At 40.5% G+C, this 17,520-nt stretch carries 19 protein-coding genes; 9 read left to right on the top strand and 10 right to left on the bottom strand.

The window, feature by feature from the left end; translation table 11 throughout:
- Nucleotides 1-247: 247 nt before the first annotated feature.
- From KZX55_RS07865 to KZX55_RS07845, 5 genes are all read left to right on the top strand, one after another.
- Entirely contained in the window at nt 248-1,519 is a 1,272-nt protein-coding gene (locus KZX55_RS07865; RefSeq protein ID WP_242746839.1) for an extracellular solute-binding protein, read from the top strand.
- Nucleotides 1,520-1,645: 126 nt separating this feature from the next.
- Nucleotides 1,646-2,938, top strand: coding sequence for a carbohydrate ABC transporter permease (locus KZX55_RS07860; protein ID WP_000431414.1), 1,293 nt, complete (start codon nt 1,646-1,648; stop codon nt 2,936-2,938).
- A 1-nt stretch (nt 2,939) separates the two neighbouring features.
- Nucleotides 2,940-3,782: a sugar ABC transporter permease gene (locus KZX55_RS07855; protein ID WP_248026433.1), complete on the top strand. Its 843-nt coding sequence runs from the start codon at nt 2,940-2,942 to the stop codon at nt 3,780-3,782.
- Nucleotides 3,783-4,041: 259 nt separating this feature from the next.
- Nucleotides 4,042-4,842, top strand: a complete 801-nt coding sequence (locus KZX55_RS07850) for a DUF1189 domain-containing protein (protein WP_248026430.1) — start codon at nt 4,042-4,044, stop codon at nt 4,840-4,842.
- 9 nt (nt 4,843-4,851) lie between these two features.
- Nucleotides 4,852-5,838: a LacI family DNA-binding transcriptional regulator gene (locus KZX55_RS07845; protein WP_109290258.1), complete on the top strand. Its 987-nt coding sequence runs from the start codon at nt 4,852-4,854 to the stop codon at nt 5,836-5,838.
- A 33-nt stretch (nt 5,839-5,871) separates the two neighbouring features.
- On the opposite strand, the gene KZX55_RS07840 is transcribed toward KZX55_RS07845, so the two are convergent.
- The 9 genes from KZX55_RS07840 to hisS form a co-directional block, all read right to left on the bottom strand.
- Nucleotides 5,872-6,813 (bottom strand): YitT family protein, encoded by a 942-nt coding sequence (locus KZX55_RS07840; RefSeq protein WP_000806294.1) that lies wholly within the window; start codon nt 6,811-6,813, stop codon nt 5,872-5,874.
- Entirely contained in the window at nt 6,791-8,554 is a 1,764-nt protein-coding gene (gene aspS, locus KZX55_RS07835) for an aspartate--tRNA ligase (RefSeq protein ID WP_109290256.1), read from the bottom strand. Before aspS ends, KZX55_RS07840 begins: the two co-directional genes overlap by 23 nt.
- Nucleotides 8,555-8,705: 151 nt before the next feature.
- The gene (locus tag KZX55_RS07830) at nt 8,706-8,924 is read right to left on the bottom strand and encodes a hypothetical protein (protein WP_000832176.1); all 219 of its coding nucleotides are present in this window, start codon (nt 8,922-8,924) and stop codon (nt 8,706-8,708) included.
- Between the two features lie 17 nt (nt 8,925-8,941).
- A complete protein-coding gene (locus KZX55_RS07825) occupies nt 8,942-9,583 on the bottom strand; it encodes a CPBP family intramembrane glutamic endopeptidase (protein WP_248026425.1) in 642 nt (213 codons plus the stop codon).
- A gap of 11 nt (nt 9,584-9,594) precedes the next feature.
- Nucleotides 9,595-10,317: a DUF3169 family protein gene (locus KZX55_RS07820; RefSeq protein WP_248026422.1), complete on the bottom strand. Its 723-nt coding sequence runs from the start codon at nt 10,315-10,317 to the stop codon at nt 9,595-9,597.
- Nucleotides 10,318-10,330: 13 nt separating this feature from the next.
- Complete coding sequence (locus tag KZX55_RS07815) at nt 10,331-10,681, bottom strand: PspC domain-containing protein (protein WP_248026420.1); 351 nt, start codon at nt 10,679-10,681, stop codon at nt 10,331-10,333.
- Between the two features lie 2 nt (nt 10,682-10,683).
- Nucleotides 10,684-10,881 (bottom strand): hypothetical protein, encoded by a 198-nt coding sequence (locus KZX55_RS07810; protein ID WP_248026417.1) that lies wholly within the window; start codon nt 10,879-10,881, stop codon nt 10,684-10,686.
- Nucleotides 10,881-11,084: a helix-turn-helix transcriptional regulator gene (locus KZX55_RS07805; RefSeq protein ID WP_125395540.1), complete on the bottom strand. Its 204-nt coding sequence runs from the start codon at nt 11,082-11,084 to the stop codon at nt 10,881-10,883. Before KZX55_RS07805 ends, KZX55_RS07810 begins: the two co-directional genes overlap by 1 nt.
- A gap of 143 nt (nt 11,085-11,227) precedes the next feature.
- Nucleotides 11,228-12,508, bottom strand: coding sequence for a histidine--tRNA ligase (gene hisS / locus KZX55_RS07800; RefSeq protein WP_248026412.1), 1,281 nt, complete (start codon nt 12,506-12,508; stop codon nt 11,228-11,230).
- A 167-nt stretch (nt 12,509-12,675) separates the two neighbouring features.
- Between hisS and KZX55_RS07795 the strand changes: the two genes are divergently transcribed.
- Nucleotides 12,676-13,017, top strand: a complete 342-nt coding sequence (locus KZX55_RS07795) for a metal-sulfur cluster assembly factor (RefSeq protein WP_061588499.1) — start codon at nt 12,676-12,678, stop codon at nt 13,015-13,017.
- Between the two features lie 174 nt (nt 13,018-13,191).
- On the opposite strand, the gene ilvD is transcribed toward KZX55_RS07795, so the two are convergent.
- Nucleotides 13,192-14,895, bottom strand: a complete 1,704-nt coding sequence (ilvD, locus tag KZX55_RS07790) for a dihydroxy-acid dehydratase (RefSeq protein ID WP_248026405.1) — start codon at nt 14,893-14,895, stop codon at nt 13,192-13,194.
- A gap of 220 nt (nt 14,896-15,115) precedes the next feature.
- On the opposite strand from ilvD, the gene rpmF reads away from it, so the two are divergent.
- The 3 genes from rpmF (at nt 15,116) to KZX55_RS07775 (ending at nt 17,447) form a co-directional block, all read left to right on the top strand.
- Nucleotides 15,116-15,298 carry a 50S ribosomal protein L32 gene (rpmF, locus tag KZX55_RS07785; RefSeq protein WP_000290417.1) on the top strand — a complete coding sequence of 61 codons (183 nt, stop codon included), beginning with the start codon at nt 15,116-15,118 and terminating at the stop codon, nt 15,296-15,298.
- Between the two features lie 15 nt (nt 15,299-15,313).
- A complete protein-coding gene (gene rpmG, locus KZX55_RS07780) occupies nt 15,314-15,463 on the top strand; it encodes a 50S ribosomal protein L33 (protein ID WP_001265622.1) in 150 nt (49 codons plus the stop codon).
- Between the two features lie 295 nt (nt 15,464-15,758).
- Complete coding sequence (locus KZX55_RS07775; protein ID WP_248026402.1) at nt 15,759-17,447, top strand: hypothetical protein; 1,689 nt, start codon at nt 15,759-15,761, stop codon at nt 17,445-17,447.
- Nucleotides 17,448-17,520 lie beyond the last annotated feature (73 nt).

Here is a 17,520-nt window from a genome sequence, read left to right as displayed (position 1 = left end):
TCGCTAAAAAATCAGCCTGATCAATGCAATCGTTTCCCTTGTACCTTTTCAAATCAAGAAAAACAAAATTTTTCAGTTTCTTCCTATATAAAGGCATCGACAAATATTTGAAACCTTAAAATTTTTTTAAAAATTTTTCTAAAAACGCTTGCAACCGTTTTCTATTTGTGCTATACTAGTCCCATAAAGGAAAACGTTTGCGTTTCCCGAATAAATTATAACTGTTATTCTTTAGGAGGAATACACTATGTCATCTAAATTCATGAAGAGCGCTGCTGTGCTCGGAACTGCTACTCTAGCTAGCTTACTTTTGGTAGCTTGCGGAAGCAAAACTGCTGATAAAGCAGCTGATACTAGCTCATCTGAGGCTAAAGAAATCACTTTCTACGTTGAAGACCAATACAAAGCCTACGCTGAAAAGGTTGCTGCAGCTTATGAAAAAGAATCAGGTACAAAAGTTAACATCAAATCAGGTGACCAACTTGGTGGACTTGACAAACTTTCTCTTGACAACCAATCAGGTCAAGCTGCTGATGTTATGATGGCACCATACGACCGCGTAGGTAGCCTTGGTACTGACGGACAACTTTCAGAAGTTACTTTGAGCGACGGCGCTAAAACAGATGATAAGACTAAATCTCTTGTAACAGCTGCTGACGGTAAAGTTTACGGTGCTCCTGCCGTTATTGAGTCACTTGTTATGTACTACAACAAAGACTTGCTAAAAGAAGCTCCTAAAACATTTGCTGAATTAGAAGAACTTGCTAAAGACAGCAAATACGCTTTCGCTGGTGAAGATGGCAAAACTACTGCATTCCTAGCCGACTGGACAAACTTCTACTACGCATACGGACTCCTTGCTGGTAACGGTGGTTACGTATTCGGACAAAATGGTAAAGACGCTAAAGACATTGGTCTTGCAAACGACGGTTCTATCACTGGTGTCAACTACGCTAAATCTTGGTACGAAAAATGGCCTAAAGGTATGCAAGATACTGAAGGTGCTGCAAACTTGATCCAAACACAATTCCAAGAAGGTAAAACAGCTGCTATCATCGACGGTCCTTGGAAAGCTCAAGCATTCAAAGATGCTAAAGTAAACTACGGTGTTGCTACTATTCCAACTCTTCCAAATGGTAAAGACTACACACCATTCGGTGGTGGTAAAGCTTGGATCATCCCATCAAGCACTAAGAACCTTGAAGCTGCACAAAAATTTGTAGACTTCCTTGTTTCAACTGAACAACAAAAAGCATTCTACGATGCAACTAACGAAATCCCAGCTAACACTGAAGCTCGTTCATACGCTGAAGGTAAAAACGATGAGTTGACAACAGCTGTTATCAAACAGTTCAAGAACGCTCAACCAATGCCAAACATTTCTCAAATGTCAGCTGTTTGGGATCCAGCTAAAACAATGCTCTTTGACGCTGTAAGTGGTAAAAAAGATGCTAAGACAGCTGCTAACGATGCTGTTACATTGATCAAAGAAACAATCAAACAAAAATTTGGTGAATAATTGAATTCGTTACAAGGGGGGAGAATACAAATCCCCCTTTGATTTTATAAATTTACGAATGATTGCAGTTGCCTATCTAGTGATTGGAGACAAACTTCAATCTCGTATCCTATGAAAGGAGTATTCATGGAAAACCAACAACCTAGCAAAGCAGCCTTGCTTTCAGTGATTCCTGGGTTAGGACAGATTTACAATAAACAAAAGGCCAAAGGTTTTATCTTCCTTGGTGTAACTATCGTATTTGTTCTTTATTTCCTAGCACTTGCAGCGCCGGAATTGCACAATTTGATCACTCTTGGTGACAAGCCAGGTCGTGATAATTCCCTCTTTATGCTGATTCGTGGTGCCTTCCATTTAATCTTTGTAGTCGTTTATGTGCTCTTTTATTTCTCAAATATTAAAGATGCACATACAATCGCAAAACGTATTAACAATGGAATTCCTGTCCCACGGACTTTTAAAGATATGATCAAAGGTATTTATGAGAATGGATTCCCATACCTTTTGATTATCCCATCGTATGTAGCAATGACATTTGCAATTATCTTCCCAGTTATCGTAACCTTGATGATTGCCTTTACTAACTACGACTTCCAACACTTGCCACCAAACAAATTGTTGGACTGGGTTGGTTTGACTAACTTTACAAACATCTGGAGCTTAAGTACCTTCCGTTCAGCCTTCGGTGCGGTTCTTTCTTGGACCATCATCTGGGCCTTGTCTGCTTCTACTTTGCAGATTGTGATTGGTATCTTCACCGCTATCATTGCTAACCAACCATTTATCAAAGGAAAACGTATCTTTGGTGTTATTTTCCTTCTTCCTTGGGCTGTTCCAGCCTTCATCACTATCTTGACATTCTCAAACATGTTTAACGATAGTGTCGGAGCGATCAACACTCAAGTATTGCCTATCTTGGCTAAGGTTCTTCCTTTCCTTGACGGTGCTCTTATCCCTTGGAAAACAGACCCAACTTGGACGAAGATTGCCTTGATTATGATGCAAGGTTGGCTAGGATTCCCATACATCTACGTTTTGACTTTGGGTATCTTGCAGTCGATTCCTAACGACCTCTACGAAGCGGCTTACATCGATGGTGCCAATGCTTGGCAAAAATTCCGCAACATCACTTTCCCTATGATTTTGGCTGTTGCAGCACCAACATTGATCAGCCAATACACCTTCAACTTTAACAACTTCTCTATCATGTACCTCTTCAACGGCGGAGGTCCTGGTAGCGTTGGTGGTGGAGCCGGTTCAACCGATATCTTGATCTCATGGATTTATCGTTTGACAACAGGTACATCTCCTCAATACTCTATGGCGGCAGCTGTTACCTTGATTATCTCAATCATTGTCATCTCTATCTCTATGATCGCATTCAAGAAACTACACGCATTTGATATGGAGGACGTCTAAGATGAATAACTCAATCAAACTCAAACGTAGACTGACTCAAACCCTCACTTACCTCTACTTGATTGGCTTATCAATCGTCATTATCTATCCACTTTTGATCACCATTATGTCAGCCTTCAAGTCTGGTAATGTCGTAGCCTTTAAACTAGATGCTAACGTCGACTTTAGCTTTGCCAACTTCCAAGGGCTCTTCACTGAAACCTTGTACGGCACTTGGTACCTCAACACTTTGATTATCGCCTTGATTACAATGGCTGTTCAAACAAGTATCATCGTACTTGCTGGTTATGCCTACAGCCGTTACAACTTCTTAGCTCGTAAACAAAGTTTGGTCTTCTTCTTGATTATCCAAATGGTGCCAACCATGGCCGCTTTAACAGCCTTCTTCGTTATGGCACTTATGTTGAACGCCCTTAACCATAGCTGGTTCCTCATCTTCCTCTACGTCGGTGGAGGTATTCCGATGAATGCTTGGCTCATGAAAGGTTACTTCGATACCGTACCAATGTCTCTTGACGAATCAGCAAAACTAGATGGTGCAGGACACTTCCGCCGCTTCTGGCAAATCGTTCTCCCTCTTGTTCGCCCAATGGTTGCGGTACAAGCCCTCTGGGCCTTCATGGGACCTTTCGGAGACTATATCCTCTCTAGTTTCTTGCTTCGTGAGAAAGAATACTTTACAGTTGCCGTTGGTCTACAGACCTTTGTCAGCAATGTGAAAAACTTGAAGATCGCCTACTTCTCAGCAGGTGCTATCCTCATCGCGCTTCCAATCTGTATTCTCTTCTTCTTCCTACAAAAGAACTTTGTTTCAGGACTTACAAGTGGTGGCGACAAGGGATAATTTATCCCCGCCACCCTTTTTCATTTTATACTCTTCGAAAATCTCTTCAGACCACGTCAGCTTTATCTCCAACCTCAAAGCTGTGCTTTGAGCAACCTGAGGCTAGCTTCCTAGTTTGCTCTTTGATTTTCATTGAGTATTAGCGATTGTTACTGTAAATAATATTCTTGCAACAAGCAATTTATCTCCTAGACTTGAAATAAAGCACATTTCTCTATATAATAATACTCATATAGAAAACACTTTTAGAAAGATGCCTATGCTTCCATATCCATTCTCGTATTTCTCTAGTATCTGGGGATTTCGCAAACCCCTATCAAAACGTTTCGGCCTCAACTGGTTTCAGCTTCTCTTTACGAGCATTTTCCTCATCAGTTTGTCTATGGTTCCGATTGCCATTCAAAACAGCTCACAGGAAACGTATCCACTGGATACCTTTATCGATAATGTCTACACTCCACTGACAGATGAAGCCATCATGGACTTGTCAGAGAATGCACAAATCGTTGATGGAAAGCTGAACTACTCAGGTACGAAGAATCAGCAGCCTTCTCTTTTGATTGGCCCGAGCCAAAGCAAGGAATTGCCAAAGAACCTACAACTTCATTTCGATACGGAAGAACTCGTCATCAGTAAGGAGAGTAAGGAACTGACTCGTATTCGCTACCACGCGATTCAAACGGAGAGTTTCCAGAGTAAGGAAAGTTTGACCCAGGCTATTTCTAAAGACTGGTACCAACAAAATCGGGTCTATATCAGTCTCTTTCTCGTTCTCGGTGCAAGCTTCCTCTTTGGATTGAATTTCTTCATTGTCTCTCTTGGGGCTAGCTTTCTCCTTTATATCACCAAAAAATCACGCCTCTTTTCATTTAGGACCTTTAAAGAGTGCTACCATTTTATCTTGAACTGTTTAGGATTACCAACTCTGATTACGCTTATTTTGGGACTTTTTGGCCAAAATATGACAACGCTTATCACTGTACAAAACATTCTTTTTGTTCTTTATCTGGTCACTATTTTTTACAAGACACATTTCCGTGATCCAGATTATCATAAATAGGAGATTTTTATGCCCGTGACGATTAAAGATGTGGCTAAGGCTGCAGGTGTCTCACCTTCAACTGTTACCCGCGTCATTCAAAACAAATCAACGATTAGTGATGAAACCAAAAAACGAGTTCGCAAGACGATGAAGGAGCTCAACTACCATCCCAATCTCAATGCTCGTAGCTTGGTAAGTAGCTATACTCAAGTTATCGGTCTGGTGCTCCCTGACGACTCGGATGCCTTTTACCAAAATCCTTTCTTCCCATCAGTCCTACGGGGGATTGCCCAAGTCGCATCTGAGAACCACTATGCTATTCAGATCGCAACTGGTAAAGATGAGAAGGAGCGTCTCAATGCCATTTCTCAAATGGTCTATGGGAAACGTGTCGATGGTCTAATCTTCCTCTACGCTGAAGAAGAAGATCCTCTGGTCAAGCTAGTAGCCGATGAGCAGTTCCCTTTCCTCATTCTCGGAAAATCTACTTCACCCTTTATCCCTCTTGTTGATAATGACAATGTACAAGCTGGCTTTGATGCGACAGAGTATTTCATCAAAAAAGGATGCAAACGAATTGCCTTCATCGGGGGTACAAAGCGACTCTTCGTAACGCAAGATCGTCTAACTGGCTATGAGTCCGCACTCAAACAACACCAGCTTCCGATTGATACCAACTTAACCTACTTTGCGACCGAATTTCTAGAAGAAAAAGGTTATCAATTCAGCGAACTCCTGTTCAATCACGATCCACAGATTGACGCTATCATCACAACCGATAGTCTCCTCGCAGAAGGGGTTTGTGACTACATCAGTAAGCATCAGCTAAAGGTTCCTGTCTTGAGTTTTGACTCTGTCAATCCTCGACTTGACCTTGTAGCTTATGTGGATATCAATAGCCTGGAACTTGGGCGCGTTTCCTTTGAAACTATTCTTCAGATCATCAACGATGCTAAAAACAATAAACAGATTTGTTACCGCCAGTTGATTGGACACAAAATTATCGAAAAATAAAGACCAGCCCCAAGGCTGGTCTTTTGAGTATTATTAATTGTCTGTTTCTACGAATCGTCCTAGGATGTGGACATTCTCAGATACAGAGACAAAGGCTGTCGGATCGACCTGTTTCATGATGTGTTTAAAATCATTAAACTCTGCTCGCGTGATAACCGTAATCAAGACTGCTTTTCTCTCATGATTATAGGTTCCTTCTGCATCGTGGATCATGGTTGCTCCGCGGTGCAATTTTTTATGGATTTTTGCGATTACCTTGTCAGGATTATTGGTCACAATCATGGCCTGCATGCGTTTTTGCTTGGTAAAGACCGCATCTGTCACACGGCTCGATACAAAGATGGTAATCATAGAGTAGAGGGCGTATTTCCAACCAAAGGTTAGACCTGCTATCAGCATGATGGTTCCATTTACCAGGAAAGAAATGCTACCGACATTCTTACCTGTCTTCTTACGAATGGTCAGACTGACGATATCTGTACCTCCGCTAGAAATATTGTTACGGAGTGCAAAACCAATCCCTAAGCCCATGACAACACCCCCAAAAAGGGCATTGATAATGGGATCCTCTGTCAAAGTCACAACTGGTACAAGCTGGATAAAGAGGGAACTCATGGATACTGTAATAAAAGTAAAGACCGTAAATTTATGTCCAATCTGATACCAAGCTAAAATCATCAACGGAAAATTGATAGCATAAAAGGTTAGCGATATTGGAATGTAAAAGCCAAACCAGTGATGACTCAAGGCAGAGATAATCTGTGCCAGACCTGTCGCACCACTGGAGTAAACGTGTCCTGGTTGAAAAAAGAAATTGACTGCTACTGCTGACAAAAAGCCATAAACCAGAGAAGCCGATACTTTCTCATCGTATTTTTCCCGAGAGATACTTTGTAAAACTCGTAAGATTTTTATCTGATAAGCAAAGCGGCGCAGATAATAGCGCCACCGCTTAATTCGTTTTGCTTGTTTCATCTTCTTCTACTTGTAAGCTGAGTTCCTCTAGTTGTTTGAGAGCGACTGTTGATGGAGCTTGAGTCATTGGGTCTGTTGCCTTATTGTTCTTAGGAAAGGCAATGACTTCACGGATATTCTCTTCTCCTGCAAGCAACATGACAAAACGGTCAAGTCCAATAGCCAAACCACCGTGTGGTGGGAAACCATAGTCCATGGCTTCAAGAAGGAAGCCAAACTGGTCATTGGCTTCTTCAGCTGAGAAACCAAGAGCCTTGAACATGCGTTCTTGAAGGTCTTTTTGATTGATACGAAGACTACCACCACCAAGCTCATAACCATTCAAGACGATATCGTAAGCAATGGCACGAACCTTAGCCAAATCACCTTCTAATTCGTGAGCTGTTTCTTCCTGTGGAAGGGTAAATGGATGGTGGGCGCTCATGTAGCGACCTTCTTCTTCAGACCATTCAAACATTGGCCAATCAACCACCCAAAGGAAATTGAATTTATCGTTATCAATCAAGTCAAGCTCTTTGGCAATACGTCCACGAAGGGCACCAAGGGTTGCATTGGCTACTTCAAGCGTATCCGCCACAAAGAGAACCAAGTCCTTATCTTCAAGACCAAGTACTGCAGTCAATTCTGCTTGAATGCCAGTCAAGAACTTGGCAACTGGTCCGTTTAATTCTCCATCAACCACCTTGACCCAAGCAAGACCTTTGGCACCATATTGTTTGGCTACTTCAGTCATCTTGTCAATGTCTTTACGTGAGTAGTTATCTGCTGCTCCTTTGACCACAATGGCTTTAACGGCAGGTGCTTCTGAAAAGACTTTGAAATCAACACCCTTGACAACTTCTGTCAAGTCCTGAAGCAACATATCAAAACGAGTATCTGGCTTATCAGAACCATAGAGAGACATCGCGTCATCATACTTCATACGAGGGAATGGAAGCGTCACGTCAATGCCTTTGGTTTCTTTCATCACGCGCGCAATCAATCCTTCTGTAATATCTTGGATTTCTTGCTCCGTAAGGAAGGATGTTTCCAAGTCGACCTGGGTAAACTCAGGCTGACGGTCACCACGCAAGTCCTCATCACGGAAGCATTTGACGATTTGGTAATAGCGGTCGAAACCAGCATTCATCAAAAGTTGCTTGGTAATCTGTGGACTTTGAGGAAGAGCGTAGAAATGCCCTTTATTGACACGAGATGGCACCAAATAGTCACGCGCCCCTTCTGGCGTTGACTTCGAAAGGAATGGCGTCTCCACATCGATAAATTCCAACTCATCCAAGTAGTTACGGATAGAGTGGGTCACTTTAGCACGAAGTTTGAGATTTTCTAACATCTCTGGACGACGAAGGTCAAGGTAACGGTAACGCAAACGCGTATCGTCATTGGCCTCAATACCATCTTTAATCTCAAAAGGTGTTGTTTTGGCTGTATTCAACACTGTCAAAGCTGTCACGTTCAACTCAACTGCACCAGTCGGCAACTTATCATTGGCTTGCTCACGCGCTACGACTTGTCCAGTCACCTCAATGACAAATTCGCTACGAAGGCTTTCAGCTGTTGCCATGACCTCTGCAGATACTTTTTCAGGGTTGATAACCAACTGCATAATCCCTTCACGGTCACGAAGGTCGATAAAGATCAAACCACCCAAGTCACGACGACGGCTAACCCATCCTTTCAAGGTAATTTCTTGTCCGATATGTTCCTCAAGAACACGACCAGCATACATACTACGTTTCATTGTTTCTCTCCTCTTTTATTCTGTTACTATTTTACCATAAAAGCGTAAGCACTTCATGAAAATCAGCAGAAAAGTTTGATTGTCTTTAGAAATCAAAACAAACAGACAAAAAATCCGATGAAAACGTCATCGGATTCTCTGATTATGATTCTTAACCTTTTTTACGCTTTTCAGCAATCTCAGCTGCCTTTTTAGGTAGAACAATCTCCGTCGCATAAGCCGAAGCAAAACGCAAGACACCTGCAATAGGCGCAAAGACAACTGCTAGATAGTTGTAAAAGAAGTCGCCTTTAAAGGCATAGGCAAGTGCCCCGATGATAAAGAAGAGAACGACCGCCTGTATCACTGCTAATAAAATTACTCGTTTCATGTGACCTCCTGACTCTATTATAACATGAGTATCATCAAAAAGCCGATTAAATTATTCAAAGCGTGTAAAGAAATGCTATAAAGAAGGCCTTTTCGGCTTACATAAGCCAAACCCAAACTCAATCCCAGACTAGCATAGACTAAAAACTGTTGCAAAGTCCCTGGAAAATGAATCAAGGCAAAAAGCACACTCGATACAAGGAGAAACAGAGCTGTCTGTTTCATGTTGTCCTGCTTAGGAAAGAGATAGCGCGCCAGCATTCCTCTAAAGATGAGTTCTTCCGTCAGAGGAGCAAAGACTACCACCATAAAGAAACCAAAGACAGGCTGTGCAACTGTCAGCTGTGATACGATTTGTTGATTGACCGACGGATCATCCGGCAAAAAGAACTGAGCTGTAATCGCCACTAGCAAAACCAAAGTGGGCAACCAGATATAACGATTAAAAGCAGTCGTCTGAATGCTAACCTTTTCTGTCTGATACCACCTGTAAACTCCATAAACATAGGCCCCTGACAGGACGATATAAAGTGGCAAAACTCCAAAGATTGAAGCCCCTAGTCCAAGAGCTGACAGAGCCATACTCTGAACCAGACCATAACCAAAGAAAAAGGATAGAACAGCTAGAAGAAACCAGCCAAGATTTTTAAGTAATTTCATGAATGACTCCTTTATTTGAAATAGCGTTTTACCATAGGTAACTGCATTAAATTGATATAGATATGAACTAGAGCTACAGCTAAGAGGGCTAATAACTGAATTTCTCCTGTAAGTACAGAAACAATATCAATCAAAATATACAAACCTGGTAAAACATATTGGTTTAATTGGAATAAAATTCGAAAACTCTGTTCCAAATTAGCTTGTCGTTCTCCTTCGTCGTAAGAATTTACATAATCTAACACATCCTTTGGGATAGAGAAAAATGCCAAATCAAACTGACGAACAATCGAAATCGTCTTGAAAAGATATTTTTGAAGTACTGCTGCTAAAATAAGAGCTGGAACAGAAAGTCCTAGAACGATAGAACTTGTATGGAGTATCATCACTTCATTCATAGAGATGAATAAAGCTAATATAGTCATAACTGACACAATGTTAAAAGCAATCGTACCAAACTCGAGATTTCGATACATTTGCACATAATAAGTTTCATTCACATCGTCATCTAGTTCCATTTGATATAAAGCATGGAATTTCCGACTCTTTTTTAAGAAATAGATAGTTAAAAAAATGCTAATAAAAGCTATCAATAAACAGGAAGCTGAAATCCAAGGAACTAGAGTATTCAGATTAAAACTTGTGCCCAATGCCCAGGCACGACCCGTAAGCATACCTGTAAAATAGCCTAAAACACCAATCGCTAAGAAGTATAAAATTCTTTTCTTTTTCATATTCATCCTCTTTCTAAACCAATCCAACTAACCACTGACCAAAGGCTTTACCTGATTCATAAATTGCTGTCAAACCCTCTGTCCCAAGTGATACTAAAATCAAACAAACAGCAAACAAGAGAATAGCTTGATTTCTTGCTTTTTTCGCCCCTTCTCCTAAAGGAGCTCTCCCAAGCCAGCCTGCTAGATAAGCATATAAGATGACTGTTAAAATCCCAAACTCTGTTGATGAAAGAAACAGCAAAATTGCCACTAAGCGAATAACGTTAGTCTTGATATTAAAATAATTTCCTAAACCTGCACAGACACCTGCAAGTTCTTTTTGTTCTGTATCTACTTGAAATCCTGCTAAAAACTCTTTCATATTCATTCTCCTTTTTCACTTGCTAGATTTTTTGATTTCTTTTCAATCCATTCAACTACTGGGATGAGAGCAAAGTAGGCCCAAATAAATTGGTCACTTTGATAGGGACTAAACCAACCTAAGTCTATCACAATCAATAGAAACACGCTGACTAATAGAGCTATGGCAACTACATAATAGATCACTTTATACTTGTTCATCACTCATCCTCCTCTAAGCGAAATACCGACTCGACTGGTTCATTGAATATCTGCGAAATCTTCAGGGCGATCACAATGGACGGGGTGTATTCGTCCCGTTCTAGTAGACTAATGGTCTGTCTAGAAACTCCTGCTAACTTGGCCAGTTCGGTCTGATTGAGACCATCGCGAGCCCGAAGCTCTTTTAAACGATTTTTAAGCATTCCTTTCTCCTTTTCTCTTAACTTGCTTATATTGTAACACATCTTTTTCTTTTTGACAAGTGTATTTGTCAAAAAGTTTATGATTTTTGTCATTTTGCAAAAGAAAACGGTCAGGAATAAGATCCTGACCAGTTTTTCTACTATTAAAAGCCTAATTTTTCAAAGACTTGAGAGAAATTTTGGCTGATGGTCTCAAGGGACACTTGCACTTCTTCTCGTGTTTGATTGTTTTTAACCGTCACTTGTCCGCTTTCGACTTCGCTCTCTCCTAGCGTGATGAGGGTCTTAGCCGCAAAGACATCGGCTGACTTGAACTGAGCTTTGAGCTTCCGGTTGAGGTAGTCACGTTCTGCTTTGAATCCTTGTTGGCGAAGGGCTTGTACCAATTCCAAGGCCTTAACATTTGCTCCTTCACCCAAGACTGCGATATAGACATCTAGGGCATTTTCAATAGGAAGGGCCACACCTTGCTTTTCAAGGATAAGAAGCAGGCGCTCTACACCAAGTCCAAATCCAAATCCAGCAGTTTCAGGACCACCAAAGTAGGCAACCAAACCATCGTAGCGACCACCCGCACAGACCGTCAAGTCATTGCCCTCAATCTCAGTGATGAACTCGAAAATCGTGTGGTTGTAATAGTCCAGACCACGCACCATATTGGTATCGATGATATAGTCTACACCCAGATTTTCCAACATCTGACGGACGGCATTAAAGTGGGATTGGCTTTCTTCATCAAGGAAGTCCAAGATAGACGGCGCATTTTCTACTGCCACCTTGTCTTCTTTTTCCTTAGAGTCCAAGACACGGAGAGGATTTTCCTCCAAACGACGTTGGCTATCTTTCGACAAGGTCTCCTTGAGCGGTGTCAAATAGTCAATCAAGGCTTGGCGGTAAGCCGCACGGCTCTCAGGATTTCCAAGCGTGTTAAGGTGCAATTTGACACCTTGGATGCCGATTTCTTTCAAGAAATGAGCTGCCATAGCGATGGTTTCCACATCGGTAGCTGGATTACTAGAGCCAAAACACTCGACACCAATCTGGTGGAATTGGCGTAAACGCCCTGCCTGTGGACGCTCATAACGGAACATAGGGCCCATGTAGTAAAACTTACTTGGCTTTTGCACTTCTGGGGCGAAGAGTTTATTTTCCACATAAGAGCGGACAACGGGCGCAGTTCCTTCTGGACGAAGAGTGATATGGCGGTCTCCCTTATCGTAAAAGTCGTACATTTCCTTGGTTACGATATCCGTTGTATCTCCGACAGAGCGACTGATAACCTCGTAATGCTCAAAAATAGGCGTACGCACTTCTGCATAGTTATAGCGCTTGAAAATCTCACGGGCAAAGCCCTCAACGTACTGCCACTTGGCAGATTCAGCAGGCAAGATATCCTGCGTTCCTTTTGGTTTTTGTAATTTCATAGGGAATCCTCTTTAAACTTAATAGTCTTATTTTACCATAAATAAAGGGATTAAAACAGTGAGAGGAGAAAATCTCAAGAGAGTCTTTTCAGAAAATTCATCAAAAACTTGCTAAATTGTCAGAATTATGAGAAAATAGAGGATATTTATCACGTGGAGGGACTGTTATGAGAGACGATATCAAAATCAATGACCGCGCTTTGGCCTTGCAAGATCAAATTATCGATAAACTAGAGAAGATTTTTGATACAGATGTGGAATTGGATGTTTACAATCTAGGGCTGATTTATGAAATCAATCTGGACGAAACGGGTCTCTGCAAGATTGTCATGACCTTTACCGACACTGCCTGCGATTGCGCCGAAAGTTTGCCTATCGAAATCGTCGCAGGTCTGAAACAAATCGAGGGTATCGAAGATGTCAAGGTTGAAGTTACCTGGTCGCCTGCCTGGAAGATCACACGAATCAGTCGCTACGGCCGTATCGCCCTTGGACTGCCACCTCGTTAATACTCTTCAAAAATCTCTTCAAACCACGTCAGCTTTATCTCCAACCTCAAAGCTGTGCTTTGAGCAACCTGCGCCTAGCTTTCTAGTTTGCTCTTTGATTTTTATTGAGTATAAACAGGCAAATCACTTTTGAAGATGAAAAGAAGCAAGCCGAAAATGGCTTGCTTTTTGAGTTTATTTTTTACCTGACTTGCCCATATTCCAGAAGTCTGTCACGGCTCCACGAGAAGCGGATGATACGATGTGGGCATATTTACCAAGAACACCACGGCTGTAAAGTGGTGGCAAGGTTGTTTCTGCCTTACGTTTTTCAAGTTCTTCTTCCGATACGGCCATGGAAATTTCTTTGGTATCTTGGTCAACCGTAACGATATCGCCTGTACGGAGGTAGGCAATTGGTCCACCATCCTGAGCTTCAGGTGCGATATGTCCGACAACAAGACCATAAGTACCACCAGAGAAACGGCCATCTGTCAAGAGGGCAACCTTGTCTCCTTGACCTTTACCAACGATCATGGATGAAAGTGACAGCATCTCAGGCATACCAGGACCACCCTTAGGTCCAACGAAACGAACAACGACAACATCGCCATCAACGATTTCGTCTGTCAGAACGGCCTGAATAGCATCTTCTTCTGAGTCAAAGACCTTAGCTGGTCCAACGTGGCGACGCACTTTAACACCTGATACCTTGGCAACCGCTCCATCAGGGGCAAGGTTCCCGTTCAAGATGATAAGCGGACCATCTGCACGTTTTGGATTTTCAAGTGGCATGATGACTTTTTGACCTGGTGTGAGGCCTGCAAAGTCAGCCAAGTTTTCAGCGACTGTCTTACCAGTACATGTGATACGGTCGCCATGAAGGAAACCATTTGCCAAGAGATATTTCATAACCGCAGGTACACCACCGACTTCGTAGAGATCTTGGAAGACATACTGACCAGATGGTTTCAAGTCGGCCAAGTGAGGCACACGTTCTTGGATCGTATTGAAGTCCTCAAGTGACAAGTCAACATTGGCGGCATGGGCAATAGCAAGCAAGTGAAGAGTGGCATTGGTTGACCCACCGAGAGCCATGGTTACTGTAATGGCATCTTCAAAGGCTTCACGAGTCAAGATATCTGATGGTTTGAGACCAAGTTCCAGCATCTTAACAACAGCACGTCCTGCTGCTTCGATATCTTCTTTCTTGTCGGCTGATTCAGCTGGGTGAGATGAAGATCCTGGCAAACTCATACCTAGAACTTCAATAGCAGTCGCCATGGTATTAGCTGTATACATACCACCACAGCCACCAGGGCCAGGGCAGGCATTACATTCGAGACGTTTCACGTCCTCAGCTGTCATGTCACCGTGGTTCCATTTTCCGATTCCCTCAAAGACAGAAACCAAGTCGATGTCCTTACCATCTAACTTTCCGGGTGCAATGGTACCACCATAGGCGAAAATAGCTGGAATATCCATATTAGCAATGGCAATCATGGAACCAGGCATGTTCTTGTCACAACCACCGATAGCGACAAAGGCATCGACGTTGTGGCCCCCCATAGCAGCTTCGATAGAATCCGCAATAATATCACGAGATGTTAGAGAGAAGCGCATACCAGGCGTTCCCATGGCAATCCCGTCCGCTACGGTAATGGTACCAAACTGAACAGGCCAAGCACCTGCAGATTTGACACCTTCTTTCGCCAATTTCCCGAAATCATGCAAGTGAATGTTACATGGTGTATTTTCCGCCCAAGTCGAAATCACGCCCACAATCGGTGTTTCAAAGTCCTTATCTGTCATACCAGTGGCACGAAGCATAGCACGGTTTGGTGATTTAACCATGCTGTCATAAATGCTACTGCGGTGACGTTTATCTAATTCAGTCATCTTATCCCTCCCGTTTCAGTTTTTACTATTATAGCACAATTTCCGCATGAAGAACAGAATAAAATTCTTGAATTTTCAGAAAATTCCGATTAACAACTTCTAATTTTTTCATCTTTTTTTGTCAAGTAACTTTACTTTACAAAAAAAATGTGTTATTCTAATATGGTTGATGAAAATCAGTAGATTGAATCGAATTTAAATACCTAAAGGAGAAATCAAAATGGCAGTACCTGCACGTCGCACTTCAAAAGCGAAGAAAAACAAACGTCGTACACACTACAAAGTAACAGCTCCATCTGTAAACTTTGACGAAACTACTGGAGATTACTCACGTTCTCACCGTGTATCACTTAAAGGATACTACAAGGGACGTAAAATCGCTAAAGCTGCATCAGCTGAATAATAGAAGGGAGATACCATGCGCGTAAATATCACACTTGAACACAAAGAATCTGGTGAACGCTTGTACCTTACTTCTAAAAACAAACGTAACACTCCAGACCGTCTTCAATTGAAGAAATACTCACCAAAACTTCGCAAACACGTCGTGTTTACAGAAGTTAAATAGTGGGTCATTACGTTTCAGTAGAAACGAAAAAACCTTGATTTAACGCAATTCTTGAATTTTTAAATTTCAATGTATTGCAATAAAAATCAACCGAATGACTACATTTTTTGTGAAATAAATTGGATGTTCGGATATATAAAAAACGCTCTAGACAATATGACTAGAGCATTTTTTTGTTGTTTAAGAAAAATAGATAATGATTTTAGATGGCTACATATTTTAAACCTTCAAAAATCATGTTAAAATGGTAAATGATAAAAATCATATTAGAATTTTAATAGAAAGGTATACAAAAATGGGAAATATTGATCTAAATGATATAAATATTGAAGACTTTACCATTGTTGAAAAAAAACTATATTTTAGAGGTGAAGAAGTGCTTGAAGAAGGGAGTTATCCTTTTGGCAAATTAGAATTTATGAAGCAAATTGGCGAAGGAGCGAACGGAAGAGCATACAAGGTTTTTCATAAAATCTTACAGATGGAGCAAGTAATAAAAATATCTAAATCGGATTATCAAAAAGCTTTGCTTGAAGCAATCAAAAACTCATCTACTGAATTAAGTGATGTAATTGCAGTAGTATCAGATGCGGGGATTCTATGCCATCCTGAAAATACGAGTTACTCAGTTATGTCTATAGTGAATAATTCTATATCGTTAAAAGAATGGATTGATTGTCGAGATAATTTACTAAAATTTTGCGAAGATTATCTCGGAGAATCACCTTTCGAATCATTTTCGTACTATTCTGGTTTAATTATTCAAGCGAGTTTAAATCTTATTATTTGTATATTAAATAGTTATTCAAAATTTGTTCAAAACAATACTATTCATGGAGATTTAAATCCTAATAATATCCTTGTAAGAGACAGTTTTTTCAGTACAGAATTACAACAAAGCTTGGTGGAGTATTTTAACTATACAAAAGAAGAAAGAAATTCGTTAGAGCTCCTGGATCCCTCAATTAATAGTATTATAGACAATCTTAATTCTATTCGGAGTAGAATTTCACCAGGTACAGTAAGCTCTAGTATCTACGATGTAAAATTTATCGATTTAGGAACGAGTCAGCTAGAAACAACTACTAGAGAATTAGGTGAACAAAGAGATGTACATTTTATACTTGATAGTACAAGAAAACTTCTAAAACCTTACTTTACTGGAACATCTTTATTGAGATTTATTAATTTAGAGAATGTTAATGGAGAGTTATTGTTTTCATTTGATGATCCAGATTTTGATGAGATGTTATCGAATGCTTTTGAAGAGAAGTATGGTATTTCAAATGCAGTTCATAATGGTAGATTGACTGAAGATGCTATTAAACAATTGGAAGGTATGATAGAAATTTCTAATAAAATCGGCCTTCCTCCTATAGGGAAATGTGGTTTTATATTTTATACAGGAAACAAATTGTTTGAGTATTTAGTCAATGAATTGCTATCTCCGTATCCTATTTTTGTAGATAATGAAACATACGATTCTTCTAGATATGATGGTATTCTTGATGATGGTATTCTTGATGATGGTATTCTTGATGATGATTTTCTTAATGAATTTATGTTTCTTCAAAAATATATATATCAGGGGAATGCTCCTTCATCTATGGTTGCTGGAGATATATTGAGATTAGTAGCATTACTTGTTATTTTACTAGGTTATATACATCAAGATAATAGAGCTACAAAAAGTGAAATAAATGAATTAAACAGTTTAATTTCGCCCTCTCCTTTAAACGAATCAGTTAAAGTTGATATCCGCATTTTAGATAACTCAATTTTTGATGCTAAATTTATAGAAACATGGGAAAAGTTAATGGTTTCACAAAATAAATATTTATCATTAGGAGTTTTGATACGGTGGGAAGAATTATGGAATCACCTTGAAAGTGTCTTTCGTAGTGAAGATGGTGCATCTGCTGAGATATTTAGTTCTATTAAATTACAAGGAGAGGAGTTCCTATTTAATCATCAAAAAGTTTGAAAAGTGTTTAATTATCAATATAAATTTTAAGACTAAATGAAAACATAAATTTATCTTAGAGTTTTAGTTTCCA

The organism is Streptococcus halitosis (assembly GCF_023147855.1).
In the GTDB taxonomy this organism is placed as follows: Bacteria; Bacillota; Bacilli; order Lactobacillales; family Streptococcaceae; genus Streptococcus; species Streptococcus halitosis_B.
Note: the sequence above shows the minus strand (reverse complement) of the source record. Positions and strands in the feature narration are given on the sequence as shown.

Excerpts from the sequence above, each read along its gene's own strand:
- hisS (WP_248026412.1), bottom strand. The coding sequence starts at position 12,508 with ATGAAATTACAAAAACCAAAAGGAACGCAGGATATCTTGCCTGCTGAA.
- KZX55_RS07795 (WP_061588499.1), top strand. The coding sequence starts at position 12,676 with ATGAGAGACGATATCAAAATCAATGACCGCGCTTTGGCCTTGCAAGAT.
- KZX55_RS07860 (WP_000431414.1), top strand. The coding sequence starts at position 1,646 with ATGGAAAACCAACAACCTAGCAAAGCAGCCTTGCTTTCAGTGATTCCT.
- rpmG (WP_001265622.1), top strand. The coding sequence starts at position 15,314 with ATGCGCGTAAATATCACACTTGAACACAAAGAATCTGGTGAACGCTTG.
- KZX55_RS07840 (WP_000806294.1), bottom strand. The coding sequence starts at position 6,813 with ATGAAACAAGCAAAACGAATTAAGCGGTGGCGCTATTATCTGCGCCGC.
- KZX55_RS07825 (WP_248026425.1), bottom strand. The coding sequence starts at position 9,583 with ATGAAATTACTTAAAAATCTTGGCTGGTTTCTTCTAGCTGTTCTATCC.
- KZX55_RS07820 (WP_248026422.1), bottom strand. The coding sequence starts at position 10,317 with ATGAAAAAGAAAAGAATTTTATACTTCTTAGCGATTGGTGTTTTAGGC.
- KZX55_RS07855 (WP_248026433.1), top strand. The coding sequence starts at position 2,940 with ATGAATAACTCAATCAAACTCAAACGTAGACTGACTCAAACCCTCACT.
- KZX55_RS07850 (WP_248026430.1), top strand. The coding sequence starts at position 4,042 with ATGCTTCCATATCCATTCTCGTATTTCTCTAGTATCTGGGGATTTCGC.
- rpmF (WP_000290417.1), top strand. The coding sequence starts at position 15,116 with ATGGCAGTACCTGCACGTCGCACTTCAAAAGCGAAGAAAAACAAACGT.
- KZX55_RS07810 (WP_248026417.1), bottom strand. The coding sequence starts at position 10,881 with ATGAACAAGTATAAAGTGATCTATTATGTAGTTGCCATAGCTCTATTA.
- aspS (WP_109290256.1), bottom strand. The coding sequence starts at position 8,554 with ATGAAACGTAGTATGTATGCTGGTCGTGTTCTTGAGGAACATATCGGA.
- KZX55_RS07805 (WP_125395540.1), bottom strand. The coding sequence starts at position 11,084 with ATGCTTAAAAATCGTTTAAAAGAGCTTCGGGCTCGCGATGGTCTCAAT.
- KZX55_RS07865 (WP_242746839.1), top strand. The coding sequence starts at position 248 with ATGTCATCTAAATTCATGAAGAGCGCTGCTGTGCTCGGAACTGCTACT.
- KZX55_RS07775 (WP_248026402.1), top strand. The coding sequence starts at position 15,759 with ATGGGAAATATTGATCTAAATGATATAAATATTGAAGACTTTACCATT.
- KZX55_RS07830 (WP_000832176.1), bottom strand. The coding sequence starts at position 8,924 with ATGAAACGAGTAATTTTATTAGCAGTGATACAGGCGGTCGTTCTCTTC.
- KZX55_RS07845 (WP_109290258.1), top strand. The coding sequence starts at position 4,852 with ATGCCCGTGACGATTAAAGATGTGGCTAAGGCTGCAGGTGTCTCACCT.
- ilvD (WP_248026405.1), bottom strand. The coding sequence starts at position 14,895 with ATGACTGAATTAGATAAACGTCACCGCAGTAGCATTTATGACAGCATG.
- KZX55_RS07815 (WP_248026420.1), bottom strand. The coding sequence starts at position 10,681 with ATGAAAGAGTTTTTAGCAGGATTTCAAGTAGATACAGAACAAAAAGAA.